Origin of the sequence: Caballeronia arationis, assembly GCF_001544975.2 — a bacterium.
In the GTDB taxonomy this organism is placed as follows: Bacteria; Pseudomonadota; Gammaproteobacteria; order Burkholderiales; family Burkholderiaceae; genus Caballeronia; species Caballeronia arationis.
The window spans coordinates 56,696-81,893 of sequence record NZ_FCOG02000007.1 but is presented as its reverse complement, the minus strand read 5'-3'; the positions used below and the strand labels follow the sequence as shown (position 1 = coordinate 81,893).

At 66.0% G+C, this 25,198-nt stretch carries 25 protein-coding genes and 1 pseudogene; 14 read left to right on the top strand and 12 right to left on the bottom strand.

The genetic code is table 11. From position 1 onward, the window contains the following. Positions 1 to 19 precede the first annotated feature (19 nt). Positions 20 to 1,525 (bottom strand): sensor histidine kinase, encoded by a 1,506-nt coding sequence (locus tag AWB81_RS06185; RefSeq protein ID WP_062633281.1) that lies wholly within the window; start codon positions 1,523 to 1,525, stop codon positions 20 to 22. Beyond that, a complete protein-coding gene (locus AWB81_RS06180; protein ID WP_062633279.1) occupies positions 1,522 to 2,247 on the bottom strand; it encodes a response regulator transcription factor in 726 nt (241 codons plus the stop codon). Before AWB81_RS06180 ends, AWB81_RS06185 begins: the two co-directional genes overlap by 4 nt. Before the next feature lie 181 nt (positions 2,248 to 2,428). Here AWB81_RS06180 and msrB point away from each other — a divergent pair, with 181 nt between their 5' ends. From msrB to AWB81_RS06160, 4 genes are all read left to right on the top strand, one after another. Then, positions 2,429 to 2,923, top strand: coding sequence for a peptide-methionine (R)-S-oxide reductase MsrB (msrB, locus tag AWB81_RS06175; protein ID WP_062633278.1), 495 nt, complete (start codon positions 2,429 to 2,431; stop codon positions 2,921 to 2,923). A gap of 37 nt (positions 2,924 to 2,960) precedes the next feature. Continuing rightward, positions 2,961 to 4,820, top strand: coding sequence for a cytochrome c biogenesis protein DipZ (locus AWB81_RS06170; RefSeq protein WP_062633276.1), 1,860 nt, complete (start codon positions 2,961 to 2,963; stop codon positions 4,818 to 4,820). A 106-nt stretch (positions 4,821 to 4,926) separates the two neighbouring features. Further along, positions 4,927 to 5,595 (top strand): peptide-methionine (S)-S-oxide reductase MsrA, encoded by a 669-nt coding sequence (msrA, locus tag AWB81_RS06165; protein ID WP_087134835.1) that lies wholly within the window; start codon positions 4,927 to 4,929, stop codon positions 5,593 to 5,595. Between the two features lie 101 nt (positions 5,596 to 5,696). Further along, positions 5,697 to 6,716, top strand: a complete 1,020-nt coding sequence (locus tag AWB81_RS06160) for a sensor domain-containing diguanylate cyclase (protein ID WP_062633271.1) — start codon at positions 5,697 to 5,699, stop codon at positions 6,714 to 6,716. Positions 6,717 to 6,720: 4 nt separating this feature from the next. Here the strand turns inward: AWB81_RS06160 and AWB81_RS06155 are convergent, their stop codons facing one another. Together AWB81_RS06155 and AWB81_RS06150 are read right to left on the bottom strand one after the other, a co-directional pair. After that, a complete protein-coding gene (locus tag AWB81_RS06155) occupies positions 6,721 to 7,857 on the bottom strand; it encodes an MBL fold metallo-hydrolase (RefSeq protein ID WP_062633269.1) in 1,137 nt (378 codons plus the stop codon). 112 nt (positions 7,858 to 7,969) lie between these two features. Beyond that, on the bottom strand, positions 7,970 to 9,343 hold the full coding sequence (locus tag AWB81_RS06150) for an ATP-binding protein (RefSeq protein WP_235025727.1): 1,374 nt from the start codon (positions 9,341 to 9,343) through the stop codon (positions 7,970 to 7,972). Between the two features lie 241 nt (positions 9,344 to 9,584). Here AWB81_RS06150 and AWB81_RS06145 point away from each other — a divergent pair, with 241 nt between their 5' ends. Beyond that, positions 9,585 to 10,004: a TOBE domain-containing protein gene (locus AWB81_RS06145; RefSeq protein WP_062633264.1), complete on the top strand. Its 420-nt coding sequence runs from the start codon at positions 9,585 to 9,587 to the stop codon at positions 10,002 to 10,004. Positions 10,005 to 10,018: 14 nt separating this feature from the next. Here AWB81_RS06145 and AWB81_RS06140 read toward each other — a convergent pair whose 3' ends face one another. After that, the gene (locus tag AWB81_RS06140; protein ID WP_062633262.1) at positions 10,019 to 10,909 is read right to left on the bottom strand and encodes an NHL repeat-containing protein; all 891 of its coding nucleotides are present in this window, start codon (positions 10,907 to 10,909) and stop codon (positions 10,019 to 10,021) included. Positions 10,910 to 11,055: 146 nt separating this feature from the next. On the opposite strand from AWB81_RS06140, the gene AWB81_RS06135 reads away from it, so the two are divergent. Both AWB81_RS06135 and AWB81_RS06130 read left to right on the top strand, forming a co-directional pair. Then, complete coding sequence (locus AWB81_RS06135) at positions 11,056 to 11,541, top strand: molybdopterin-dependent oxidoreductase (RefSeq protein WP_062633260.1); 486 nt, start codon at positions 11,056 to 11,058, stop codon at positions 11,539 to 11,541. Continuing rightward, positions 11,538 to 12,110: a nitrogen fixation protein NifQ gene (locus AWB81_RS06130; protein WP_062633257.1), complete on the top strand. Its 573-nt coding sequence runs from the start codon at positions 11,538 to 11,540 to the stop codon at positions 12,108 to 12,110. Before AWB81_RS06135 ends, AWB81_RS06130 begins: the two co-directional genes overlap by 4 nt. Positions 12,111 to 12,125: 15 nt before the next feature. On the opposite strand, the gene AWB81_RS06125 is transcribed toward AWB81_RS06130, so the two are convergent. Further along, positions 12,126 to 13,517, bottom strand: coding sequence for a TAXI family TRAP transporter solute-binding subunit (locus AWB81_RS06125; protein ID WP_062633256.1), 1,392 nt, complete (start codon positions 13,515 to 13,517; stop codon positions 12,126 to 12,128). 165 nt (positions 13,518 to 13,682) lie between these two features. Next, entirely contained in the window at positions 13,683 to 14,084 is a 402-nt protein-coding gene (locus AWB81_RS06120) for a GFA family protein (RefSeq protein WP_062633254.1), read from the bottom strand. A gap of 138 nt (positions 14,085 to 14,222) precedes the next feature. Between AWB81_RS06120 and AWB81_RS06115 the strand changes: the two genes are divergently transcribed. Then, complete coding sequence (locus AWB81_RS06115) at positions 14,223 to 14,819, top strand: GNAT family N-acetyltransferase (RefSeq protein WP_062633418.1); 597 nt, start codon at positions 14,223 to 14,225, stop codon at positions 14,817 to 14,819. A gap of 3 nt (positions 14,820 to 14,822) precedes the next feature. Here AWB81_RS06115 and AWB81_RS06110 read toward each other — a convergent pair whose 3' ends face one another. Then, a complete protein-coding gene (locus AWB81_RS06110) occupies positions 14,823 to 15,524 on the bottom strand; it encodes a carbonic anhydrase (protein WP_062633252.1) in 702 nt (233 codons plus the stop codon). Positions 15,525 to 15,778: 254 nt separating this feature from the next. Here AWB81_RS06110 and AWB81_RS06105 point away from each other — a divergent pair, with 254 nt between their 5' ends. The 3 genes from AWB81_RS06105 to AWB81_RS06095 all read left to right on the top strand — a co-directional run bounded on the left by AWB81_RS06105 (position 15,779) and on the right by AWB81_RS06095 (position 19,249). Continuing rightward, positions 15,779 to 16,033: a hypothetical protein gene (locus AWB81_RS06105; RefSeq protein ID WP_096032053.1), complete on the top strand. Its 255-nt coding sequence runs from the start codon at positions 15,779 to 15,781 to the stop codon at positions 16,031 to 16,033. 105 nt (positions 16,034 to 16,138) lie between these two features. Beyond that, entirely contained in the window at positions 16,139 to 16,777 is a 639-nt protein-coding gene (locus AWB81_RS06100; RefSeq protein WP_062633250.1) for a LysE family translocator, read from the top strand. Between the two features lie 234 nt (positions 16,778 to 17,011). Further along, on the top strand, positions 17,012 to 19,249 hold the full coding sequence (locus AWB81_RS06095; RefSeq protein ID WP_062633248.1) for an NADP-dependent isocitrate dehydrogenase: 2,238 nt from the start codon (positions 17,012 to 17,014) through the stop codon (positions 19,247 to 19,249). 267 nt (positions 19,250 to 19,516) lie between these two features. On the opposite strand, the gene AWB81_RS44560 is transcribed toward AWB81_RS06095, so the two are convergent. Beyond that, a complete protein-coding gene (locus AWB81_RS44560; protein WP_143753553.1) occupies positions 19,517 to 19,909 on the bottom strand; it encodes a hypothetical protein in 393 nt (130 codons plus the stop codon). Positions 19,910 to 19,923: 14 nt separating this feature from the next. Here AWB81_RS44560 and AWB81_RS06090 point away from each other — a divergent pair, with 14 nt between their 5' ends. Further along, entirely contained in the window at positions 19,924 to 20,208 is a 285-nt protein-coding gene (locus AWB81_RS06090) for a superinfection immunity protein (protein WP_062633246.1), read from the top strand. A 9-nt stretch (positions 20,209 to 20,217) separates the two neighbouring features. Here AWB81_RS06090 and AWB81_RS06085 read toward each other — a convergent pair whose 3' ends face one another. The 3 genes and pseudogenes from AWB81_RS06085 to AWB81_RS06075 form a co-directional block, all read right to left on the bottom strand. Then, on the bottom strand, positions 20,218 to 20,895 hold the full coding sequence (locus AWB81_RS06085; protein ID WP_062633244.1) for a dihydrofolate reductase family protein: 678 nt from the start codon (positions 20,893 to 20,895) through the stop codon (positions 20,218 to 20,220). Between the two features lie 490 nt (positions 20,896 to 21,385). Then, positions 21,386 to 21,646: a DUF1488 family protein gene (locus tag AWB81_RS06080; protein ID WP_062633243.1), complete on the bottom strand. Its 261-nt coding sequence runs from the start codon at positions 21,644 to 21,646 to the stop codon at positions 21,386 to 21,388. 173 nt (positions 21,647 to 21,819) lie between these two features. Next, positions 21,820 to 22,741 (bottom strand): annotated as a pseudogene (locus AWB81_RS06075) (LysR family transcriptional regulator). Between the two features lie 90 nt (positions 22,742 to 22,831). On the opposite strand from AWB81_RS06075, the gene AWB81_RS06070 reads away from it, so the two are divergent. Beyond that, the gene (locus AWB81_RS06070; protein ID WP_062633241.1) at positions 22,832 to 24,055 is read left to right on the top strand and encodes a CaiB/BaiF CoA transferase family protein; all 1,224 of its coding nucleotides are present in this window, start codon (positions 22,832 to 22,834) and stop codon (positions 24,053 to 24,055) included. Further along, positions 24,048 to 25,187, top strand: coding sequence for an acyl-CoA dehydrogenase family protein (locus tag AWB81_RS06065; protein ID WP_062633239.1), 1,140 nt, complete (start codon positions 24,048 to 24,050; stop codon positions 25,185 to 25,187). Before AWB81_RS06070 ends, AWB81_RS06065 begins: the two co-directional genes overlap by 8 nt. Positions 25,188 to 25,198: the final 11 nt, after the last annotated feature.

The window sequence follows — 25,198 nt, the reverse complement described above, 5'->3', positions numbered from 1 at the left end:
TTGAAGACCCAGCGCCGGCTCACTCCGCATGCCGCACGCCGGGCATCACATCGGCGGCGGCCAGTTCGAACTGGAACGTCGTTCCCCGGCCGTCCCGATCGACGAGCCGAATCTGACTCTCATGCAATTGCAGCATGCGCTGCACGATCAAAAGCCCGAGCCCGCCGCCGCGCTGCGCTCCGCCCGAGCTGAACGGCCGCTGAAAAAGCGCCTCGCGCAGCGCGCCGGGAATGCCGGGGCCGGTATCGCTGACCGTCACCGAAACCTTGCCGTCGACGTTCGCGAGTGCCACCTCGATTTCACCTCCGGGCGGCGTATGGCGAATCGCATTGTCGAGCAGGTTGGTGAGCACGCGCTCGATCATTGCGACATCGGCGACGACGGACGCGAGGCGCGGCGGAATGCTCGCCCGCAGTTCGACTCCGCGCGACTCGGCAGCCAGTTCGAACTTCTCGAAGACGTCCTGCAACAGGTCCGCGAGCGAGAACGCCTCGCGCTCGGGCGCGACCATGCCGTGCTCCAGCCGCGCGAGTTCGAAGAGCGCCTGCGCGAGCCGGCCGACCTTCGCGCTCTGCGCGAGCGCGATCGCGAGATAGCGGCGGCGGTCCGTGTCGCCGAGCGCGTCGGCCTTGAGCGAAAGCGTTTCCAGATAGCCGTGCAGCGACGACAGCGGCGTGCGCAGATCATGCGAAATATTCGCGACGAGTTCGCGCCGCTCGCGATCCTGCCGCGTCAGCGCGCGCCATTGTTCGCCGATGCGTCTCGCCATCTGCTCGAACGCCGTCTCCAGCACGACGATCTCGTCGTCCTTGCTCGCGTAGGGCGAGCGCGGCACGCTCGGCTGGTCGTCGGGCGCGCCGTTCGCGTCGAAGCGGCGCATCGCGTCGGTCAGGCGGCGCAGCGGGCGCGTGATGAGGCCGAAGGCGACCAGCCCCGCGACCAGCGCAAGCAGCGTGACGAGTGCCATCGACGCGAGCGTCGTGCGCAGCACGCCGCTCGCCGATACGCGCGCCGCCAGCTCGTCGTGCTCCTCGCCGAGCAGCACGACGTAGATGTAGCCCGCCGGCGCGCGCCCGGTCGACACGAGCGGCGCCGCGCTGAACACCTTGTGACTGTCCATGCCGCGCGGATCGTCGCCGAGAATCGGCAGCGCGTCGCCCGCGATGAAGCGCTGCACGGGCGCGAGATCGACGTGGTCGCGCCTCAGGTGACCCGGCGGTGCGTCGTGCGCCTTGATGTTTCCGTCCTTGTCGAGCAGATAGACCTCGACGCTCGGGTTCACCACCATCAGTTGCATGAACAGCTTGCGCACGGCGTCGGGATTGAGGCCGTTCGTGTCCATCAGCGCGGCATCGCGCGCGATGTGCCCCGCAAGCCCCCGCGAAAGGCTCTGGACGACTTCCTTCTCGCGCAGGTCGCTCGCGCGGATCTGCAGCCACGCGGACGCCCCGCAGCAAGCGAGCAGCAAGACGCAGAAGACGGCCGCGAGCCGCTGCGTCAGGGTGAGTTTCGGCGTGAGTCTCACGGCGCCTCTCCGGGTGTTGCGTCGGCTGCGAGCTTGTAGCCGTGGCCCCAGACCGTGAGAATGCGGCGCGGCTCCGACGCGTCCGCCTCGACCTTCGCGCGCAGCCGGTTGATATGGGTATTGACGGTGTGTTCGTAGCCTTCGTGGCTGTAACCCCACACCGCGTTGAGCAGGTCCATGCGCGAGAACACTTTGCCCGGATGCCGCGCGAAGTGATACAGCAGGTCGAACTCGCGCGGCGTCAGCTCGATGCGCTGCCCGTCCACCGACGCCTCCCGCGCGATCGGATCGATGGAAATGCCGGCCACGTCGAGCTGCCCGGCATCGAGCCGCTGGTCCTTCGCGACCGCGTCGACGCGGCGCAAGAGCGCCTTTACCCGCGCGACCAGTTCGAGCACGGAAAACGGCTTCGCCAGATAGTCGTCGGCGCCGAGTTCGAGACCGAGGATGCGATGCACCTCGCTCGAGCGCGCGCTCGTGATGATGATCGGCGTATAGCGGGTCATCGCGCGGGCGCGGCGGCAGATTTCGAGGCCGTCGACGCCCGGCAGCATCAGGTCGAGGATCAGCGCGTCCCAGCCGCCCTGTTCGAGCAGGCGCAGGCCTTCCGCGCCGTCGGCGGAATGCACGACTTCGTAGCGCTCGTCGCGCAGGTGCAGGCTGAGGACATCGGCGATGTGGACGTCGTCCTCGACGATCAAGATGCGCTTCGGTTGTTCCATGCGATGCCGGTTTCCCTTCGGTTCGAAAGCGGCCGTGGTCCGGACGGGCACCGTGGCTGCCCCGTCATTGTGCAAAAAATCCGCGCCGCCAGGTATCACGATTAATTTAACTTTTCGTGAGGACTTCGACACCGTGCGCGCCCGATCATGCGTCTACACGAAATGGATCGAGGAGCACATCATGAACACACGAAGGCGCTTTCTGCTCACCGCCGGCGCAGCGGCCGCGGCGCTCGCCGCGGCGGCGGTGCGCGGGACGGAGGCGGCCCGGCCGCGCGAGGCCTTCGACGTCGTCCACACCGACGACGAATGGCGACGGCTCCTGAACACCGCCCAGTACGACGTGCTGCGTCACGAAGGCACCGAACGCCCGTACACGAGTCCGCTCAACGACGAGCATCGCGCGGGGCGCTTTTCCTGCGCCGGCTGCCGGCTCGACCTGTTTTCGTCGCGCACGAAATTCGACAGCCATACCGGCTGGCCGAGCTTCTGGGCGCCGCTCGACAAGGCCGTCGCGACGCGCTCGGACTTCTCGTTCGGCACCGTGCGCACCGAAGTGCATTGCAGCCGTTGCGGCGGCCATCTCGGCCACGTCTTCGACGACGGCCCGAAGCCGACCGGCCTGCGCTACTGCATGAACGGCGTCGCGATGAATTTCACGCCCGGCGCCGCCTGACGCGCTGCCATTCCTCAGACTGAACCTCCACACGAACATGTTACTCATCGTCCTTGCCTATCTGGGCGGCGCGCTCACGATTCTCAGCCCCTGCATCCTGCCGGTGCTGCCGTTCGTGTTCGCCCGCGCCGACAAGCCTTTCGTGCGCAACGGCCTGCCGCTGCTCGCGGGCATGTCGCTTACGTTCGCGCTCGTCGCGACGCTCGCCGCCGTCGGCGGCGGCTGGGTCACGCAGGCGAACCAGTACGGGCGCTGGGTCGCCATCGCGCTGCTCGCCGTGTTCGGCCTGACGCTCTTGCTGCCGGATTTCGCCGAGCGCCTGATGCGCCCGCTCGTGAACGCGGGCAACCGGCTGTCGAATTTCGCGCAGCGCGACGGTACGGCAGCGGGCGGCGAGTCGTCATTCATGTCGTCGTTCGGGTCTTCGTTCCTGCTCGGCATCGCGACCGGGCTGCTGTGGGCGCCCTGCGCCGGCCCGATTCTCGGCCTCGTGCTGACCGGCGCCGCGCTGCGCGGCGCTAGCGCGGGCACGACGCTCCTGCTCGTCGCCTACGCGGCGGGCGCGGCGACCTCGCTCGCGGTCGCGCTCCTGATCGGCGGCCGGGTGTTCACGGCGATGAAGCGCTCGCTCGGCGCGGGCGAATGGGTCCGGCGCGGCATCGGCGCGGCGATGCTCGCGGGCGTCGTGGCGATTGCCCTCGGCTTCGACACCGGCGTGCTCGCCCGCGTCTCGACCGTGGCGACGAGCGGCATCGAGCAGCAACTCGTCGACCGCTTCGGCGGCGGCTCACGGATGAAGCCCGCGCAGACGGCAGGCGCGCCGGCTGCCCCGGCCGCCGACTCCTCCGCGACGCATGAAACGCCTGCGACGCAAGGCATGATGCGCGCGAGCACCGCCGCGGAACCGGCGCTGCCGGTCGAAGGCAAGCTGCCGTCGCTATCAGGCGCCGTGGAGTGGATCAACTCGCCGCCGCTGACGGCCGAAGCGCTGCGCGGCAAGGTCGTGCTCGTCGACGTCTGGACCTATTCCTGCATCAACTGCCTGCGCACGCTGCCGTACGTGAAGGCGTGGGCGCAGAAATACCGCGATCAGGGGCTCGTCGTGATCGGCGTGCACGCGCCTGAATTCGCGTTCGAGCGCAATATCGACAACGTGAAGAAGGCGACGCGCGATCTCGGCATCGACTATCCGGTTGCGATCGACAACAACTTCGCGATCTGGCGCGCGCTCGACAACCAGTACTGGCCGGCGCACTACTTCGTCGATGCACAGGGGCAGATCCGCTATCACCATTTCGGCGAGGGCAACTACGCGGAATCGGAGAAGGTGATCCAGCAGCTGCTTGCCGAAGCGGGCCACGGCGGAGTCGCGAAAGTCGCCACCGGTCTGATGAATGACGGCGCGCAAAACGCGCAAGGCGTGCAGGCCGCCGCCGACATGGCCGACGTGCGCTCGCCCGAAACCTATCTCGGCTACGAGCGCGCCGAGCATTTCGCGTCGCCCGGCGGCGAGGCGCGCGACCGCGTGCACGACTACGCCGCCCCCGCGCAGCTTGCGGTCAACGACTGGGGGCTCGCCGGCGCGTGGCGCGTCGGCGGCGAGCGCGCGACGCTTGCCACGAATGCGGGCCGCATCGTCTATCGCTTTCACGCGCGCGACCTGCATCTCGTGCTCGGGCCGTCGCCGGACGGCAAGCCGGTGCGCTTTCGCGTGAGTATCGACGGCGCAGCCCCCGGCGACGCGCACGGCACCGACGTCGCCGCCGACGGCAGCGGCACGGTCACCGAAGAACGCCTTTATCAGCTCGTGCGCCAGTCGGGCCCGATCGAGGATCATACTTTCAGCATCGAATTTCTGGACGCGGGCGTCGCGGCTTACGCCTTCACGTTCGGCTGATCCGCTTTCGCCAGGCGAACCGGCACAACCCGTCAAATTTGAAGGAGTGGCAATGTCGACTCAATTTCAGGCTCGCAAACCGTGGTTCAAGGCAGCGGGCGCAGCGATGCTCGTCGTCAGCGTGTTCGCGCTGCAGCGCGTCGCCAATTCGACCGAAGAGGCGACGAAAATCGCCCCGCCCGCGCAGGACGAGCGCGTCAGCGCGACCCACACGGCCACCGCCGTGTTCGCGGGCGGCTGCTTCTGGGGCGTGCAGGGCGTGTTCCAGCACGTGCGCGGCGTGAAGCAGGTGGTATCCGGCTATTCGGGCGGCGCGGCGAATACGGCGCACTACGAAGTCGTGAGCGAAGGCGATACGGGCCATGCCGAGTCCGTGCAGGTCACCTACGATCCCGCCCAGATCAGCTACGGGCGGCTGCTGCAGGTGTTCTTCTCGGTCGCGCACAATCCGACCGAACTGAACTACCAGGGGCCCGATCACGGCACGCAGTACCGCTCGGCCGTGTTTCCGCTCAACGCGGAGCAGCGCACCGTCGCAAACGCGTACATCGCGCAGCTCGATGCATCGCACGCGTTTCACGGCAAGATCGTCACGCGCGTCGAGGACTTCAAGGGCTTCTATCCCGCCGAGAACTATCACCAGAACTACCTGACGCTGCATCCGGACAGTGGCTACATCGCGATCAACGACCTGCCGAAGATCGACTATCTGAAGCAGATGTTCCCGGACCTGTATCGCGACAAGGCGGTGCTGGTTGCGAACGTGTCGAACTGAGGCGAGGTTGCGCCGCGGGGTTGCCTCGATACTGGCCTTTGCTCAAGCTTTCCGGCGCGCTGCCGTAAACGTCGGGGAGAACTCACAGCAAAGGCCGGTTCATGAACGACAACGCAGTCAGCGACGCCGTGCTCGGCGCGCAATTCCTCCGTCACGATGAGGCGTTGAGCGCCCGCTCCGACATGGAGCACGGTGCCGCGGTCTACAGGACGCTGCTCGAATCCACGCGCGCCATTCCGTGGAAGATCGACTGGCACACGATGGAGTTCGAGTACATCGGCCCGCAGATCGAAGCGCTGCTCGGCTGGGCGCCGTCGACCTGGAAGACCGTGCAGGACTGGGCCGAGCGCATGCATCCGGACGACCGCGCGCAAGTCGTCGAATTCTGCGTGTCGCAGTCGACGGCGGGCGTGGACCACGAAGCCGACTATCGCGCACTGACAAGCAGCGGCGACTATGTGTGGCTGCGCGACGTCGTGCACGTGGTGCGCGACGAGCACGGCGCGGTAAAGGCGCTCGTGGGTTTCATGTTCGACATCAGCGAGCGCAAGCGCACCGAGGAAAAAGTCGCGCGGCTGCAGCGGGAACTGGAAGAGCTGTCGTTCAAGGACGGTCTGACTGGAACCGGCAACCGTCGCATGTTCGACATCGTGCTGAAGCGCGAATGGGACGCGGCACTGGCGGTCGGCGCGGCGCTGTCGCTCGTGATGATCGACATCGATTTCTTCAAGTCGTACAACGATTACTACGGCCACGTACAGGGCGACGAGTGTCTGAAGCGCGTCGGCGGGATTCTGGGCGAAGGTCTGCGGCGCGGCGACTTTCTCGCGCGCTTCGGCGGCGAGGAATTCGTGCTCGTGCTGCCGAACACGCCTGCCGACGCCGCGATGCGCGTCGCGGAACGTTGCCGCAACCTGATCGCGGAGGCGCAGATCGCGCACGAGCGCTCGCCGTACCGGCAGGTCGTGACCGCGAGCTTCGGCGTGGGTACGATCGTCCCGTCGCACGACCTCGATCCGACCGGCTTCGTCAATCTCGTCGATGCGCAGCTCTATAACGCGAAGGACAACGGCCGTGACTGCATCGCGGCGATCGATCGCCCGGCGCTTCGGTCGCGGTGAGCGATCAGCGTTCCGGCGCAGACGCGTGCGAAGACGCGCCTTCGCTTCTTAGCCGGATCGTCTGCCCGTGCCGCAGCACGGTGAACGCATCCGGCGCAAGACCCGCCTTCGCGACCGCATCGGCGAGCAGGCGCGGCGGCTCGTCGAGCGGGTCGTCGGCGAGTTCGAACGTGCCCCAGTGAATGCCGATCGCGCGCTTCGCCCGCAGATCGCGGAAGACGCGCACCGCTTCGTCGGGATCGACGTGCTGCGCGTGCATGAACCAGCGCGGCGCGTATTCGCCGATCGGAATCAGCGCAAGGTCCACGCCGCCGAATGCCTCGCCGATGTCGCTGAAGTCCTTCGAGTAACCCGTATCCCCCACGAAGCAGAACGAGAAGGGGCGCGCCGCGCCCTGCGGCGTCTTCACGACCCAGCCGCCCCATAGCGTCTTGGCGCGGTCGGTCAGGCCGCGCGCCGACCAGTGCTGGCTCGGCACGAACCAGACGTCGAGCCCGGCGGCGCGCGTCTCGTCGCCCCAGTCGAGTTCCTCTACGTTCGTAATGCCCTCGTCCGCCATCCACGCCTTGATGCCGAGCGGCACGAGAAAGAGCGGCGGCCCGCCCGGCTGCGCGTTGAGCGCCTGCACGCTCGCGGTATCGAGGTGGTCGTAGTGGTTGTGCGAGATCAGCACGACGTCGATGTGCGGCAACTCCCCAATCGATAGCGCCGCGGGCACCTTGCGCTCGGGACCGGCGAACGACACCGGCGACGCGCGGTGCGAAAACATCGGGTCGGTCAGCACGTTCACGCCGTCGAGCTGCACGAGCGCGCTCGCGTGGCCGATCCAGGTGAGCGTGTCGGCGCTGCGGTTCGCCTTGAGCCACGCGACATCGGGACGGTCGACCGGAAACCGGTAGCCGTTGGCGGGCGGCTTCGGCAGGCCCTGCGTCCAGCGTTCCCAGCGCCACTTCAGAAACGATTCGTGCGGCAGGTCGCCGTAGTTGTTCACGTAGCCGGACGCCGTATGGCGCGCGTGATGCAGCGGCGGGCGCGTATTGGCGAGGATCGCGGCCGGACGCTGGCTCGCGGTCTGTGCAGGCGTGCCGACGCACGCCGAGAGCAGCGCGCCGAGCATCAGCGAGGAGAGTGAGAAGCGCATCGGGGCGATTAGTCGGGAAAGAACGCGTCGATTGCCTGCACTGTGCCCGAAATGCGCCGCGCGCGTTTGCACGTGCCCGGCGCGCGGACCACAGGCAAGCGCCGGATTCGTCTCACGTGCTCGTCGCGAGCGGCTGCGTTCGCGCCGGGCGGGGCTTCGCCGTGGCCGGGAAAACGACCGCCACGCGCAGTCCCGTCGCGCCCGAAGGCCACGGCGCGTTGCCGAGCGTCACGCTGGCGCCGAGCCGCGCCGCGATCGTCTGCACGATCGACAGCCCGAGCCCGGAGCCCGACTGCCCGCTGCCGAGCACGCGATAGAAGCGGTCGAACACGCGCTCGCGTTCGCTCTCAGGAATGCCGGGGCCGGTATCGTCGATGAAGATCGACGTCGCGCCCTGATCGACACGCACCGACAGGTCGATGCGGCCGCCCGGCGGCGTGTAGCGGATTGCGTTGTCGATGAGGTTCTTCAGCATCGTCGCGAGATCCGGCTCGCTCGTTTCCACGACGGCCGCCGCGTCGCCCACCACGCCGATGTCGAGCTTGCGGGCCTGCGCGATCGGGACCAGATCTTCGAGGATCTGCCTGAACACGGCCGCGACGGGCACCGGCCCGACTTTCGCATCGGCGACATCCTGCACGCGCGCGAGGGTCAGCAACTGTTCGAGGAGCGCCCGCGTGCGCGCGATGGCCTGGCGCAGCGTAGCGAGCCGCTCGCGCGCCGGCACCGACAATTCCGCCGCTTCGAGCCGCTCCGCGTAGAGCGAGAGCGCCGTGAGCGGCGAACGCAGTTCGTGCGCGGCATCGGCAACGAACCGGCGCTGCACTTCGACGGCATGCGCGACGCGCGCGAGCAGCCGGTTGTTCGCCACGACGAAGGGCGTGATTTCGGTCGGCAGACGAACGCCTGCCGTGTCCGCGACCGGCGACAGGTCGTTGGCGTTGCGGTTGTCGAGTTCGGCCGCGAGCCGCGCGAGCGGCCGGAACGTGCGCCGCACCAGCACCGCGACGATGGCGAGCAGCACCGGCACCAGCACGATGAACGGAATCAGCGTCGCGGCGGCGCTGTTGCGCGCGATCTCGTCGCGATCCCGCGTCTGCTGGCCGACAGCGATGCGCGTATCGGCGTCGAGCGTCTTCACGATCACGCGCCATTCGAGACCGCCGATCGTCACCGTATGGATGCCGTCGCCGAGCGAATGCGCGAGCCTGAAATACGTGCCTTGCAGGGCGTCGCGCTCGGGAATGCGCTCGACGACCACCTTCGCCTCCGGCTCCTGGGTCGGCACGTAGCGAGCGGAGCCATGTGCCATTTCGTCGACGTTGTGGCTCGTCACGAGCGACGCGACTTCGTGCAACTGGGTGTCCTGGATCAGGTTGGCTTCGTGAAACGCCGCCGCGAACGAAAACACGCCGGCGGCGAGTGCGCTCGCGAGAATCGCCGCCGCGAGCCACAGCGAGAGCCTGAATTGCAGCGATTGCGTCATTTTTTCTTCGAGACCATCCATTCCACGCCTCTGACGTTTTTATCGGATTGGCGCCGGGCTTCGCGCGCCACGCATGAATCAGGAAGTCGCAGACGCGATCTTCCGGTTCGGTTCGCGACAGTATCGCAAGATGGTTGCCTGCGCCTGCGTCACATCTTAGCCGCATCGTCACGGGGAAAGCCGCGCCTGCAGATGCGGTAAAGTTGCCGGGATTCGAACCACAACCACGGAGAACAACGTCATGAAAACCAGCGCACGCAATCATTTCTCAGGCGAAATCACCGGTATCAAGTCCGGCGCGGTCAACGACGAAATCACGCTGAAGGTCGACGGCGCGACGCTCGTCGCGGTCGTCACGCAGGAAAGCACGAAGTCGCTCGGGCTCGCGGTCGGCGGGAAGGCGTCGGCGCTCATCAAGGCGTCGTCGGTGCTCGTCATGGTGGACAGCGATCCCGCCAAGATTTCGGCACGCAACGTGCTCACCGGCACCGTCGCGAGCGTCAAGACGGGCGCGATCAACACCGAAGTCACGATTTCCGCAGGCGGACTGCAGATCGCCGCCATCATCACCAACGACAGCGCCACGCGCCTCGGCCTCGCCAACGGCACGCCGGCCAGCGCGGTCATCAAGGCGTCGAGCGTGATCATCGCGGTGGATTAAGCTGGCGCGCGCGCTCAGTCCATCGGCAGCACGCGCAGACGGCTCGGACGGGCGGACCCGCGCGCCCGGTCCACCGCGATAATCCGCTTCTTCGCGGCATCGACGGCGACGCCGCGCGGCTCGTCGAAATCGTCGGCGACGACGGTTGAGTGCCCCGTCGCCGAAAAGCGGCACAGCGCGTGCTGGCCGCATTTCGTGTATAGCGTGCCGTCCGGCGACGCGGCGAGCAGGTCCGGCGCCGTCACCTGTGCGAAGACATCGGCCGTCACGAGCGACGGAGCCGCCAACGCCGCGCGCAAGGCCGTTCTCACGATGCGGTCATTCGTCTGATCGGTGATGTAGAGCGTGTCGCCCGCGACTGCGATGCCCACCGGCTTGCCAAGCCCGACGACGAGATCGCGTTCGGTTGCGATATTCTTCGACGGATCGAGGCTGACGAGGCTCACTCCTCCTTGTGCCGGTTCGTCGCCCTGCTTCTGGAACCAGCTCGAAAGGAGTTGCGTCCCGCTCAGCACGACGAGGCCGAGACGCCTGCGCTCCGGATGGGTGTTGCTCGCAAGCGTGACGCGGCCAGCGGCATCGACGCGGAAGATCGCGCTCGACTTGCCGAACCCGAAGCGCTCGACGAACAGTTCGCCGCCCGCGCCGGTCGCGATCTGGCTCAGGCTGTGGCGCTCGCCGGCGGTGTCCGGAATCGTCGCACGGGTGCTGAAACGGACGCCGTCGGACGAGGCGAGGATGGCATTCGAAGTATCGTCGGTGACGTAGATCGTGCCGTCCGCCTGCCGGACCGCGACACCGTTCGGCGCACCGTCGAGCGTTATCGTCTGCGGCGCAGATGGCCCGGGCAACCCGCACGCGGCAAGGCAAAGCGAAACGAGGCACGCGAGTGGCGGCCGCTTCATCGAACGGTCTCCCTGGCAATCATGCGCCGACGAACATGACCGGCATGCGGCGAATATCCTGGCATTGATGCGAACCTCGTCATATCCTCGGCTATATTACGGCATTCGCCTCAGCCCGATTCGAACGTTTCCAGCGAGCCTTGCACATGGACGAATCAACCATTCTTCAACTGGCCGAACCGGTCGTGACGATCGACGGGAACGTCGAGCGGCCGATGTCGCTCGACGTTCCCGCGCTGCGCGAATTCGAGAGCGTGGCGCTCGAACCTTTCGACCTGTTCTGCTTCACGAGCGGCCGTTTCATCCGCTTCGTCGACAGCTATCGCGGCGTGCAGTTGCGCGTGCTGCTCGACGCGGCGGGCGTGCGTCGCCCGGGAAGCTCAGACTTCAAGCGGACCGTGTTCCTCGCGCACGGGCACGATGGCTATGCGGTCACTTTTTCGTGGCACGAGCTTTTCAATTCGCCCGTCGGCGATCGCGCGCTGGTCGCGTATGCGTGCGGGGAAAAATCGCTGGATATCGACGAGGGCCTCCCCGTGCTCGTCTCCGGCGCGGATACCGTGCGTGCGCCACGGCATGTCAAGCGCCTCACGCGCATCGAGGCGATCGTGCTCGGCTCGCCCAGGCCATGAACGACGCGGTCGCGCCCGCGGACGACGCGCTTGCGCTCATCGCGTGTGCGGACGACCCGGCTTCGGCCGACACCGTCGCTTTCGCTCGTCTGATCGGTGCGCGCATCGGGTCCGGTGAGCTTCTCCTGCTCGGCCTCTCGCGCACCGAACTGGACGCGCTGATCGCGCGCCATTTTCCGCGCGCCGCGAAGCGCGCCGGCCTCCCGCACGCGATGCTCTGGTCGCCTCACTGGGCTTTCGTGAGCGAACTGCGCGCGCTTTTGCTCGCGCACGATGTCACCGCGGCGACGCACCCAACCGATGCGCACTGTCTCGCGACCATCATCGCCACTGCCTGCCTGCGTCCCGATCATTTGTGGCGCGACCTCGGGCTCTCGGGTCGCGACGACGTCACGGCGATCCTTGAGCGCCACTATCCCGGGCTCGTCGAAAGGAACGTGAACGCGCTGCGCTGGAAGAAGTTTCTGGCCCAGGAAGTGGCGCTTGCGCATGGCCGTGCCGTCACGGGCGCACCCGGTTGCCCGGGTTGCGAGGACTTCGGATTTTGCTATCCCGTCGATGCGGGCTGAATGCCGGTAAGGACCTCACTGCGGGGATGTCACGCTTACCGGCGACGGATGCTCGCGATCCATCGCGGCTTCGCTCAAACGGTCGCGCACGAAGCCGACGTGCTCGCGCAGGACATAGAACGCATCCGCATGAGCGAGCGGCATGCGCAGCGTGTTGAGCGACTCCTCGATATGGTCGAGTTCGTCAAGCAGTGCCTTGCGTTCTCCGGAAGTCGAGTGATCGAGGGCGCGCCGTTCGATCGCGATCAGCGAACCATAGTAGCGATAGATGCGCGAGCGCACGCGCCACTGGTAGAGCGCCGGAAGCAGCCGCAGCGCCGGAACGAACAGGACCGCGACGGGCAGCAGCAGGAACAGCAGCCGGTCGACCACGCTCGCGACCCAGAACGGCATCGTGCGGAACAGCAGACTCTTGCCCGAACGGTAGTAGCGCTTGGCGTCATCGCTGATCGCGTATTCGTGCGTGACGGGGCTCGGGAATTGTCCGGCCTGTTGCATAAGGCCCGGCCTTCCGTGGATTTCCTGCGCGGCTTCGATGATGAGGTCCGAAATGGCCGGATGAAGATTCGGACGCGCGACGATTTCCACCGTCGGGCTGATCAGATGCACGGTCTCGGGTGGAATCCGGCGTGCGAGGTCGAGCACGCCGGGCGGCAGGTCGATTTCATCGAGATAGGGAAAAAGGCGCGTATAGGCGGCTGCTTCCGAGAAATCCATCACCGAGATGCCGGGCACGCGCAACAGACGCAGCATCAGCGCGCGCGTGGCGGAATCGCCGTTGAGGATCGCCGCATCGGCTTCTCCCGCGACCAGTTGTTTCGCGGCGTCCAGGCCGTCGGTGGGCAGCAGCGTCGTGCCGGTGCCGGCACCGTTGGCCGGGTCGATGCCGTTGGCGGCGAGCAGCTTCAGCGAGAGCATGCGCGTGCCGCTGCCTTCGCGCCCGATCGCGATCCGCTTGCCCATGAGTTGCGAAAGCTGCGTGATGCCACGTCCGCGATAAAACACGACGACCGGCACATAGAAGACATTGCCGAGCGAAATGAGCGACGACGTATCGAGCCCGTCCGACACGCCGCCCTGCACGAGCGCCAGATCGACGTGCTCCTTCGGATCCAGAAGCCGCTGGAGATTCTGCACCGAGCCATCGGAGAGCAGCACGTTGAGCTTGATGCCGTTGCGCGCGAGGATCTTGCGATACTCCTCGGCGGTGACGAAGAACGAACTGTCGCGCGGGCCGGCGCTCATCGTGATGCTGCGCGGCGGAGCCGGATTGACGACCCAGACGACGAGCGCCGCCACGACCACGAAGATCAGCGCGAAAGGCGTGAAAGCCACTGCCAAGTCGCGCCACGCCGCTCTCGTGTGTTCCTGAGGGATATGCGGCCGATGCGGACGACGATGCTTCATGAGTGCCCCATCCGGATGGTCTGAACCGGCACGCCACGAGTAACGGTCTTCGTAGCGCTTCTGACGGTGCGCGGGGGAACGGTTCGCGTGTCCCTGCCGCGCGTCGACAAGCCTATCTTAACCCCGCGCCCGCAGCCTTTCGAGCGTGACGCGGCGGCGCGCGCATCATTCGCCGGGGTCCCTCGGTCCCGGCCATTCGGGGCGCGCATCCGGCGTCACGACCGACATGCAGGCGCCCGGCGTCACGCGCACGGGGACCGCGGCAGGGTCGAAGCCGGCGAGGCAGAAAACGTTGACGCCGTAGTGGTCAGGCGCCGCGCGCTTGCGATGAAACGTGTAGATGCCGCAGCGTGAACAGAAATGATGACGGGCGCGCCCGGTGTTCCACCGGTATGTCGAGAGATGCTGCGCGCCTTCGAGAATCTCCAGCTGGCTCTCGTGGACCTTCGTCATCAGCGCGTTTTTCATGCGGCACAGCGAGCAGTCGCAAGTCGTCAGCTCGGCGATGTCGGCATCGACGCGAAAGCGCACCGCGCCACAGTGGCAGGAACCGCGATAGCTTGTCATGACATGAGGGATCGGCTGGCGCCGTGGTCTTCGTGTTCGTCTTCGTTCCCGCAGATCATCGGGCGTTCGCGCGCGCGTGTCAACGCGGCCCGGACGCCGCGATAAGATGTGTGCTTCGCGACCAACGCCCGCTTCGACATGACCGACATCGACCCTTCATTCATGCAGCCGACCCTGACCGGCACGACGGTCGAACTGCGCCCGCTGGAGGCCGACGATGCACCCGCGCTCCTTCAGGCAGCCGCCGACGGCCAGTTGTGGAGCATGACGCTGACAGTCGTGCCCGGGCCCGAAACGGTCGAGCGATACATCGCCGCGGCGCTCGCGGGCCGCGAAGCGGCAACCGTGATGCCCTTCGTGATCGCGATGCGCGAGACGGGTGTCGTCGGCAGCACGCGCTTCTGGAAGATCGACCGCGCGAATCGCAAGATGGAGATCGGTCATACGTGGCTCGCCGGATCGGTGCAGCGCTCGGGCGCCAATACGGAGGCGAAGTACCTGCTGCTGACCCACGCGTTCGAGGCCATGAAGGCGGTCCGCGTGCAGTTCACGACGGACGAACTCAACGAGAAGTCGCGCGCCGCGATCCTGCGGATCGGAGCGAAGCAGGAAGGCATCGTTCGCAACGAGCGGATCATGCCTGATGGCCGTGTGCGCAACTCGGTGCGCTTCAGCATCATCGATTCGGAGTGGCCCGGCGTGAAGGCGATGCTCGAGGCCAGAATGGCGCGCTAGCGTCTACGGCGCCGCCTTGCGCATGAGGCGCATGCGGGCCTCGGCGGTCGTCTCGAAGACGCCGGCCGCGTCGTCGAACACGGACACTTTTCCGTGCCCGATGTCGTACACCCAGCCCTGCACCTGCAGCGTGCCGAGCGCGAGCCGTCCGGCCACCGCCGGATGCGTGCGCAAATGGTTCAACTGCAGACGGATGTTTTCTTCCACCATCGCCTGCACCATCTGTTCGTCGTGCAGCTTGCGCGCGATCGCGACACTGCGCGCGGCCTCTGCGTTGCGCAGCCACGCGTGCACGGTGGGCATTTCATCGGCGATGGTCGCGCCCGACGCGAGGCCCTTCATCGCACCGCAGTCCGAGTGGCCGCAGATCACGATCTGCCGCACGTTCAGCGCGAGCACCGCGAATTCGACGACCGCCGACACGCCGCCGAGCATCTCGCCATAGGCGGGCACGATGTTGCCGATGTTGCGGCACACGAAGAGCTCGCCGGGACCGGTCTGCGTGATCATTTCGGGCGAGACGCGGGAATCGGCGCAGGTGATGAAAAGCGTGTGCGGCGCCTGATGAGCGGCGAGACTGCGGAACAGGTCTTCGCTGCCCGGGAACACGTCGCGGCTGAACTTGTCCGCGCCCTTGAGCAGGTACAGCAGGTCGTGCTCGCCGGAGCCGTTGCGGTCTTCGCTGGTGGACGTATTGTCGGACATGGAGAGGGGTTCCTTCGGGGGGGGCGTGTCTGGACGATGCAGGGATCATGATACGGCAAGCCGCCATGCGCCATTTTACCGGCTGCGCGGCGGCGTCATTTCAGCACATCGGCGGGCGATGCGCACGTTCAGGCCCGCTCGCGCACGTTTTCGGGGCAATGCGAGCGCAAGAAACGGGGCGTGCGCGATGCTCCGATGCGCTAGCGTGAGCGTCTGGCGCGTGCGCGCGATTTGCCGCCGACGGGAGTTCGATCATGCCGCGATCATCGAAATGTTTTGCGCTGTGCATCCGCGCCGGAGCGGTGGCGGTCGTCCTTGGCCTTTGGGGCTTGCCGGCGGCGGCCGGGAAGGCGGCGGACACACCTGCGCAGCAAGCCCCGTCCGAGCCGCCGAAGACCCTCAAGGAACGCCTGGGCGACAAGGCGAGCGACGACCAGCGCGTCGATAATTGCAAGGTGCCCGCGGAGCGCCGCGGTTCGAAAGCGCGGCCGGACGCGTGCAGGCGCTAGCGCCCGGCGCCGATTGTCCTGTTTTGCCCCAAACCAACCGTATCTGTGACGAAAAGACGAATTCGCCGACAATCGCTTCACATACGGCAAAAAACAGGTACTCCCATGACCGGCAACGCGATCACCACGGCGAACCTGCTGTTCGCCTACTCGGCCTACTTCGTCGGAACGGCCAGCCCCGGGCCGAGCAACCTCGCGATCATGTCGATCGCGACGACTACCGGCCGCAAGGCTGCGTTCACGTTCGCGGCGGGCGTCATTTCGGGATCGTTCTTCTGGGCGACGCTCGCGACGCTCGGATTGTCGGCAACCCTGATGGCCTATTCGGGTTTTCTCGTCGCGGTGAAGGTGTTCGGCGGAATCTACCTGCTCTGGCTCGCGTTCAAGTCGGGCAGGTCGGCGCTGTCTGCGAAGCCGCGCGCGACAGCCTCGCCCAATGGCGACCGGCCGCTGCACAGTCTCTATGTGCGCGGCGCGCTCATGCACCTGACGAACCCGAAGGCCATCCTCGTGTGGATTTCCGTCGTGGCGCTCGCCTCGCCGGCCGGCGCGAGCGGGCAGCACATGGCGGCCGTGGTCGGCGGGTGCCTCGGCATCGGATTGTTCGTTTTCGGCAGTTATGCCGCCTTGTTCTCGACGTCGTCGGCCCGCAGGATCTACGCCGCGCTGCGCCGGTGGCTCGAAGCGGGCCTCGCCGTCGTGTTCGGCATCGCGGGAATCAGGCTTCTGACATCGCATTCGTGATGCGCCGTGCGGGGCGATTCGAACGCGTCGGCGCAGGCAAAGGATAGAGGGCTCAACGGCGGCGTATTGGGCTTCCGGCGCGCCCGCGATACCCCGCTTCCCGCCATCTAAATCCGTCCGGGCGCAAAATCAGGCAAAATTCAGGGTTCGGCGCTGGCCTGCGCCTCGCCGCTGCGCCGCAGCCGCCGGTTTCCGACCAGCTTCCCAACCCGTTTCTCGAACTTGAGACAAGCGATGAGTACCCAGCAACCGACGATCATCTACACCCTCACCGACGAAGCACCGCTGCTCGCGACCAGTGCCTTCCTGCCCATCATCCGCACGTTCACCGCGCCGGCAGGGATCAACGTCGAGACGAGCGACATCTCGGTGGCGGGCCGCATCCTGGGCGAATTCCCGGAATTCCTGACGGAAGACCAGCGCGTTCCCGACAATCTCGCCGAACTCGGGCGCCTGACGCTCCTGCCCGACACCAACATCATCAAGCTGCCCAACATCAGCGCATCGGTGCACCAGCTGATCGGCGCGATCAAGGAACTGCAGTCGAAGGGCTACAAGGTGCCGGACTTCCCGGAAGAGCCGAAAACCGAAGCCGAACAGGCGATCCGCCACCGCTATTCGAAGTGCCTCGGCAGCGCGGTGAACCCGGTGCTGCGCGAGGGCAACTCGGACCGCCGCGCGCCCGCTGCCGTGAAGAACTACGCGAAGAAGAACCCGCACAGCATGGGCGACTGGAGCATGGCGTCGCGCACGCACGTCGCGCACATGAAGCACGGCGACTTCTACCACGGCGAAAAGTCGATGACCCTCGACCGCGCGCGCGAAGTCAAGATGGAACTCGTGACGAAGAGCGGCAAGACCATCGTGCTGAAGCCGAAGGTCAAGCTGCTCGAAGGCGAGATCATCGACAGCATGTTCATGAGCAAGAAGGCCCTCTGCGAGTTCTACGAAGAGCAGATGGAAGACGCGCGCAAGACCGACGTGATGTTCTCGCTGCACGTCAAGGCGACAATGATGAAGGTCTCGCACCCGATCGTTTTCGGCCACGCGGTCAAGATCTTTTACAAGGAAGCGTTCGCGAAGCATGAGGCGCTGTTCGACGAACTCGGCGTGAACGTCAACAACGGCCTCGTCAACCTGTACGACAAGCTGGAGTCGCTGCCGAGCACGAAGCGCGAGGAAATCATCCGCGACCTGCACGCGTGCCACGAGCATCGCCCGGAACTGGCGATGGTGGATTCGGCGAAGGGCATCTCGAACCTGCACGCGCCGAATGACGTGATCGTCGACGCATCGATGCCCGCGATGATCCGCATCGGCGGCAAGATGTGGGGCGCCGACGGCCGTCCGAAAGACACCAAGGCAGTGATTCCGGAGAGCACGTTCGCGCGCATCTATCAGGAAATCATCAACTTCTGCAAGACCAACGGCAACTTCGATCCGCGCACGATGGGCACGGTGCCGAACGTCGGCCTGATGGCGCAGAAGGCGGAAGAATACGGCTCGCACGACAAGACGTTCGAAGTGCTGGAAGCGGGCGAAGCGCGCATCGTCGACAACGAAACGGGTGACGTGCTGCTGGCGCAGGACGTCGAGGAAGGCGATATCTGGCGCATGTGCCAGGTCAAGGACGCGCCGATCCGCGACTGGGTGAAGCTCGCCGTCACGCGCGCGCGCAACTCGGGCATGCCGGCCGTGTTCTGGCTCGACCCGTATCGTCCGCACGAAGCCGAGCTCATCAAGAAGGTCGAGACGTACCTGAAGGATCACGACACCGAAGGCCTCGACATCCAGATCATGTCGCAGGTGCGCGCGATGCGTTACACGCTTGAGCGCGTGATCCGCGGCCTCGACACCATCTCGGTCACGGGCAACATCCTGCGCGATTACCTGACCGACCTGTTCCCGATCATGGAACTCGGCACGAGCGCCAAGATGCTGTCGATCGTTCCGCTGATGGCGGGCGGCGGCATGTACGAAACCGGCGCGGGCGGCTCGGCGCCGAAGCACGTGAAGCAACTGGTCGAAGAGAACCATTTGCGCTGGGATTCGCTCGGCGAGTTCCTCGCGCTCGCGGTGTCGCTGGAAGATCTCGGCATCAAGACCGGCAACGCGAAGGCGAAGATCCTGGCGAAGACGCTCGACGCCGCCACGGGCAAGCTGCTCGACAACAACAAGAATCCGTCGCCGAAGACCGGTCAGATCGACAATCGCGGCAGCCAGTTCTACCTCGCGATGTACTGGGCGCAGGAACTCGCGGCGCAGACGGAAGACGCCGGGCTGGCCGAGCAGTTTGCGCCGCTCGCGAAACGTCTGGCTGAGAACGAGAAGGCGATCGTTGCCGAACTGACGGAAGTGCAGGGCCAGGCGGCGGATATCGGCGGCTATTACAAGCCCGATTTCGACAAGCTCGACTCGGTGATGCGCCCGAGCAAGACGCTGAACGCGGCGTTGTCTACGACGCAGGGGTAAGCCCTCGTCGAGCATGCTCCTTTCGGGTTGCGGAAGGAGCACGTGAAGAACACGCTTCAGCCTTCGAGTTTCAGATGTATGCCGGCCGCCCGCAGGGGCGGCTTTTTTTTGCTGCGGCTTCTGGTCCCTACCTTCGCGGCCAGCCTTGATGCGGGTACCCGCCATCAGTCCAGTCGCGCACACTCGTGACACGCTGGAGATCGCGAAATCGACGTCCGGCGCCAATCACCGCAGATCGGAACCGGTTGAGCGCGCTTCTAGTGGCCTTCATGCGCCGATGTGCCGCAATCCGATGCAATCATTGGGAGCTATGCCATGTACATCGGACTTCTCGTCTCGCAGAACCGGCACGCGCAGGACTACAGCCCGCACCACGCCGACATGCCGCCGCCGGATTTCACGCACGTGCATCGTTTCGCGGCTTTGCTGCGGGCTTTTAAGAGCTTGTTTCAGAGGCGGGCCTGAATGCGTTACGCGCCGGTCGGCGATCGCCGCCGGGCAACCGGCAAGCGATTGTTCGCCAATCGGCAAGAGTGATTTCGTTCTATCAGCATGGTAGTTCGATAGATGCGACCTAAACTGGATCGTATCGACTGTCGCGAACGCCGGTCTCAGTGCGTGCGCGACGCTGCTCAACTCGCCGTCGTCTTGGACGGCCATTCAGGGGCATCGCCATGCTCAGGATTCTGGAAGCCGTGTTGTACCTTGCGGCACTCTTGCTGTATCTCGCGCCCGCCATCGTCGCGGACATGCGGGCGCGCGACGACGCGTTCGCCATCACTATCGTGAACGTGCTGCTCGGCTGGACGATCGTCGGCTGGATCGCGGCGTTCGTGTGGGCGCGTCATCCCGTCAGCGAGAGGCGCATGTCGCGCGTGGCGAAAAGTACCCGCAGGAACATGGCGAAGGTGACCATCGGCGCACTCGTCGCACGTTCGCGCCGTCGCCGGACGGCCTGAAGCGGCACTTCAGCGCTTCGTGTAACGCAGCCAGACGGCGTCGTGCTCGGTCTTCTCGACCGATGCCAGCTTCAGGTATGACGGCGCCTTCCACTGCTGCATCGGCACTTCGAACGAAGACGGATGCTCGTCACGTCCGTCGACGAGTGGCAGGATCAGCACGCTGACTTCGTCGACCAGTCCCGCATGGACGAACGCACCGCTCACGTGCGATCCGCCTTCGACGATCAGCTTCTTCACGCCCAGTTCGCGCGCGAGCGTCTCGACAACCGAAGCAAGGTCGATATCCGACTTGCCGCCGAACAGATACGACGCGCCGATCGATTGCAGGTAGGCGAGAAAGTCGTCGGGCACTTCCTCGCTCAGCACTTCGACCACATGCGATTCGAGCGCCGTGTCGCTTTTCCACGCGACACGTCCTTGCGGATCGATCGAGATCGCATATTGCGAGGCGTCGCGTTTCACGAAATGGTTAGTGCGCGCAATCGGCGACTTCGCGAGACCCTTCGGATAGTCCTTGCCGTGTGAGATTTCCTGCATGGTCACGCGCCCGCAGATCCATCCATCGGCCTCGAAGGTCGCGGCGGTGCTCTCATAGAGTTCGCTGGCGTAATCGAGATTCCAGCCGTCGGTGAGACTGCGGCCATCCACCGACGACATCATGTGGGCAACGATATAAGGCTTCATCGGGGTGAACTCCTTGCAGTGGACGGAAGATCCATCTGCGCAGCAAGTGTCGTTCCGCAAGCGTGCTTCAACAGATCCTGCAGCCTCGCCTTCAGCACCAGACGACGCGATCGTAGCCGACCGTGCGACGGAAGACATGCCGGTCGCCCCACGTGGTGTACTCCATGTAAGCACATTCGAGCACCACGATCCAGTTACGCAAATTCATCGACGTTCTCCTCTTACTTGGCCCGTCGCCGTTTCGACATGATTCAAGTCTAGCGACGCCGCACGCGGAACAATTGGGCGAATAGAGGCACCTGTCGGGCTCAGTTCGCCTCACGAGCGGAAGGGTCGTCACGCGGGCTGTTTGGCCCGTGACGCGCGTTGCGGGATGAGCCCGGAGGCGGCACGCGTGGCGCGCTTCATGGCGCGCGGGCCGCCCGCAGGAGAAAGATGGGCGTGCTCCGGCCGGACGATGGCGGGCGAGAGCACGTATCCGTGTGGACCGCTATTTGAAGTCGCCTGTTTCCAGTTCCACCGACTGCCCGCCGTTGTGATCGAGCACGCGCCGCGCGGCTTCTTCGATGCGCACGCGGCTGCCTTCGAAGGTGCTCAAGAGTGCATGGGAAGACGTGCCGGCGTTGCCGAAGTGATCGTTGAGCGCATCGAGAGACACACTGCACCAGACCTCACGGCCGTCGACACTGGCTTCGAACGCGACACGCGAAGCAGCTACGATGTGACGCCGGCCGCTGAATTCAATATTCATGTCATCTCTCCGTGATTGAGTCGCAAAGCCTCGGATAGCACGGCGTGTGCCAGCGGACAGGCGCTGGCCCGTGACGCCGGCCGCGCGCAAATCCTCGCGCGGCGCTTCCAATTATAGGAACTACCTACGGCTTTTCCCGGAGCATTTTGCCGGCGCCCTGCGACGGGCCGCCGTCAGGGTGCACGGCGCCGGCGCGCTCGCAGGTTCAGCGCCTCCGAAACGGCTTCGCGCACGCATTCTTCGACGAGCCCGGACGCCTGTGTATGCACCGCGCCCGTCGCGCGCGCGATCACGAGCGGCTGGCGCACGGTCGCTTCGCGAATCGGCCGCTCGACGATGCCCGGCACCTGCGTATTCGTAGCGCCCTGCGTAATCAATAGCGAAACGCCGAGCCCGTTTGCGACCATGCCCCTCACAAGTTCCATCGACGTCGCCCGATAGCGGACCTCCGGCGCGAGCCCGAACTGCCAGAACGGCGCCATCAGGAAATCGCGGCTGTGCGGCAGGTCGATGAGGATGAACGGTTCCTTCGCGAGCTCGGCGAGCGGGATCGTGCCGCTTCCTGGCAAGGCGCGATCCTTCCGGCACGAGCGCGTAGGGTTGCAGTTCGGCCAGGCACTCGCGCTCGATCTCGGAGGGCAACGCGACGTCGTAGGTCAGCGCGAGTTCGATGCGGCCGCTTTTCAGCCACGCTTCGATTTCGGCGAGATCGCCTTCGACGAAACGCACCGCGAGGTGCGGATAGCGTTCGCGCGCGATGCGCAGCACGAGCGGCAGGTACACCGGCGCGATCGTGCTGAACACGCCTATCTGCACTTCGCCGCGAGTGGGGTCGCCGCCGTCGTCGGCCTCGAAGGCGGCGGCGGCCTTGAGGAGCCGGCGTGCTTCGTCGAGCTTGCGCGTGCCGAAGCGCGTCAGCGACATTTTCGTCCCCGGGCCGCGCGCAAAGAGATCCTCGCCGAAGAGCGCTTCCAGTTCGCGGACCGCGACCGAGATGGACGGTTGCGACACGCTGAGTTCGTTCGCAGCAGCGGTCGTGCTGCCCGACTGCGCGGCGGCGACGAAGTAGCGAAGCAGGCGCAACGAGACGGGCATCAGGAAATCCTATAGGGCCTAATTCAATCCGATATTTTACTTGATAGGTTCCGAGGAACAGAATCGACAAATCTGAAAAAGGAGATCGACGTGAGCGAAGACGCGTTGCCACTGGCCGGCATCCATGTGATCGATTTTTCCCGCGTGCTCGCGGGCCCTTACTGCACGGCGCTGCTCGCCGATCTGGGCGCGGAAGTCATCAAGATCGAGCCGCCCGATGGCGACGATTACCGCGCGGTCGGCCCGTTCAGCGACGGCGAGAGCGGCCTCTTCGCCGCGCTGAATCGCAACAAGCAGAGCATCGTCATCGACCTGAAGACCGACGCCGGACGCACCCTCGCGCAAACCCTGTGCGCGTGGGCGGATGTCGTCGTGGAGAATTTCCGGCCGGGCGTCGCCGACAAGCTCGGCATCGGCCATGCGCAATTGAGCGAAGTGAACCCGGCGCTCGTCTATGCAAGCGTGTCGGGGTTCGGGCAGACGGGACCGCACGCGCACCGTCCCGCCTACGACATCATCCTGCAGGCGATGTGCGGTTTGATGGATGCAACCGGTTCGCCGGACGGCCCGCCGACGTTAGTCGGCGAATCGGTGTCGGACGTGGTGAGCGGACTCTTCGCGTCGTGGGGCGTGCTGGCCGCGCTGCTGGCGCGCGAAAAGACAGGGCGCGGCACGCACGTCGACGTGTCGATGTTCGACGCGACGCTTGCCCTCTCGGCCACGCTCGTCGCGCGCTACGCGGCGACGGGCATCGCGCCCGTGCGCACGGGCAACAGGCATGCGTCATCGGCGCCGTTCGGGGCATATCGTGCCGCCGATGGCTTCTTCGTCGTGGCCGTGCTGAACAACCGGCTCTTCGAGGCCTTCGCGCAGACGATCGACGCGCCGCAACTCGCGAGCGACCCCCGCTTCGCCGACGATCAGTCGCGCTGCGAGCACGAAGCGGCTTTGCGGGACGTGATCGAAGGCTGGTCGCGGGAGCGGTCGGTGGAAGAAGTCAACACGATTCTCGATGCCGCGCGCATTCCGGTCGCACCGATCCGCAACGTCCAGCAGGCGCTCGAAAGCGACCACGCCGTATTTCGCGGCTTGCTGCGCGAGCCGCCTTCCGGCGGCCGCGCGCAGCGGCTGCCTTCGCAACCGGTGAAGTTCTCGGCGTACGCGGGCAATCGCGTGACGCGTGCGCCCGCGCTCGGCGAGCATACCAGCGCGATCCTGCGCGGCCAGCTAGGCATGAACGCGAACCAGATCGAAGCGTTGCAGAGGCTTGGCGCCTTCGGAAACACCGCGCAAAAGGAGAGCGATCATGCTTAAGCGACTCGGCATCGAAGACGGCGATATCGAAATTGCCGATGCGATCGCGCGCTTCGCGCAGACCGAGCTTGCGCCGCAGGCCGCCGTCGTGGACCGCGACGAGATTCCGGCGACGCGCTACGTGCCGCAACTGGGCGAACTCGGCGTGATGGGCATGAACATGCCTGAACGCTGGGGCGGCAGCGGCGCTTCGCCTGCCGCGATCATCCTGGCGCTCGTCGAGATCGCGCGTGCGTGCGCAGCGACGTCGTCGATGATCGGCGCGCATTATCTCGCCACTGATTCGATTCTGATCGGCGGCGACGATGCGCAGCGCGAGCGCTTTCTTCCCGACGCAGCGGCGGGGCGCAAGCTCGGCGCATTCGCGCTCACCGAACCGCGCGCGGGCTCGAACCCCGCCGACATGGCGACGCGCGCCACGCCCGAAGGCGACGGCTACCGGCTCTCCGGCGTGAAGCACTTCATCTCGAACGCAAACGCGGCCGACTTTATCGTCGTCTACGCGAAGACGAACGGGGATGCGGGTGCGCGCGGGATCAGCGCGTTCGTGGTCGACCGGCACGCGGCGGGTGTCGATGTGGCGCCGCCCGAGAAGCTGATGGGTATTCATGGGGCGCCCGCGCACGAAGTGTCGTTCGACTGCTTCGTGCCTGCCGTCAACCGGCTCGGCACCGAGGGCAGCGGCTTTCGCACGGCGATGAAGGTGCTGGACAGCAGCCGGCTCGATGTGGCGGCGACTGCGCTCGGCATCGCCGAGGCAGCGCTCGCGCATGCAGTCGGCTGGGTGAAGGAGCGCCGTGTGGGCGGCGAGCCGCTCGCGCACAGGCAGGGGCTCCAGTGGGTTCTCGCGGACATGAAGACGCGGCTCGAAGCCGCGTGGCTGCTCACGCTTCAGGCGGCGGCGCGGCGCGCGGCGGGCGAGCCGTTCACCGACGCTGCATCGATGGCGAAGCTCTACGCAACGGAGATGGCCGGGTTCGTCACGGACGCGGCATTGCAGATGCACGGGGGCTACGGCTACACGCGCGAGTTGCCGCTCGAGCGGCTCGTGCGCGATGCGCGCATCCTGCGCATCTATGAAGGTTCGTCGGAGATTCAGCGCACGGTCATCGCGCGCGCATTGCTTGCGTGAAGACCGCTTCC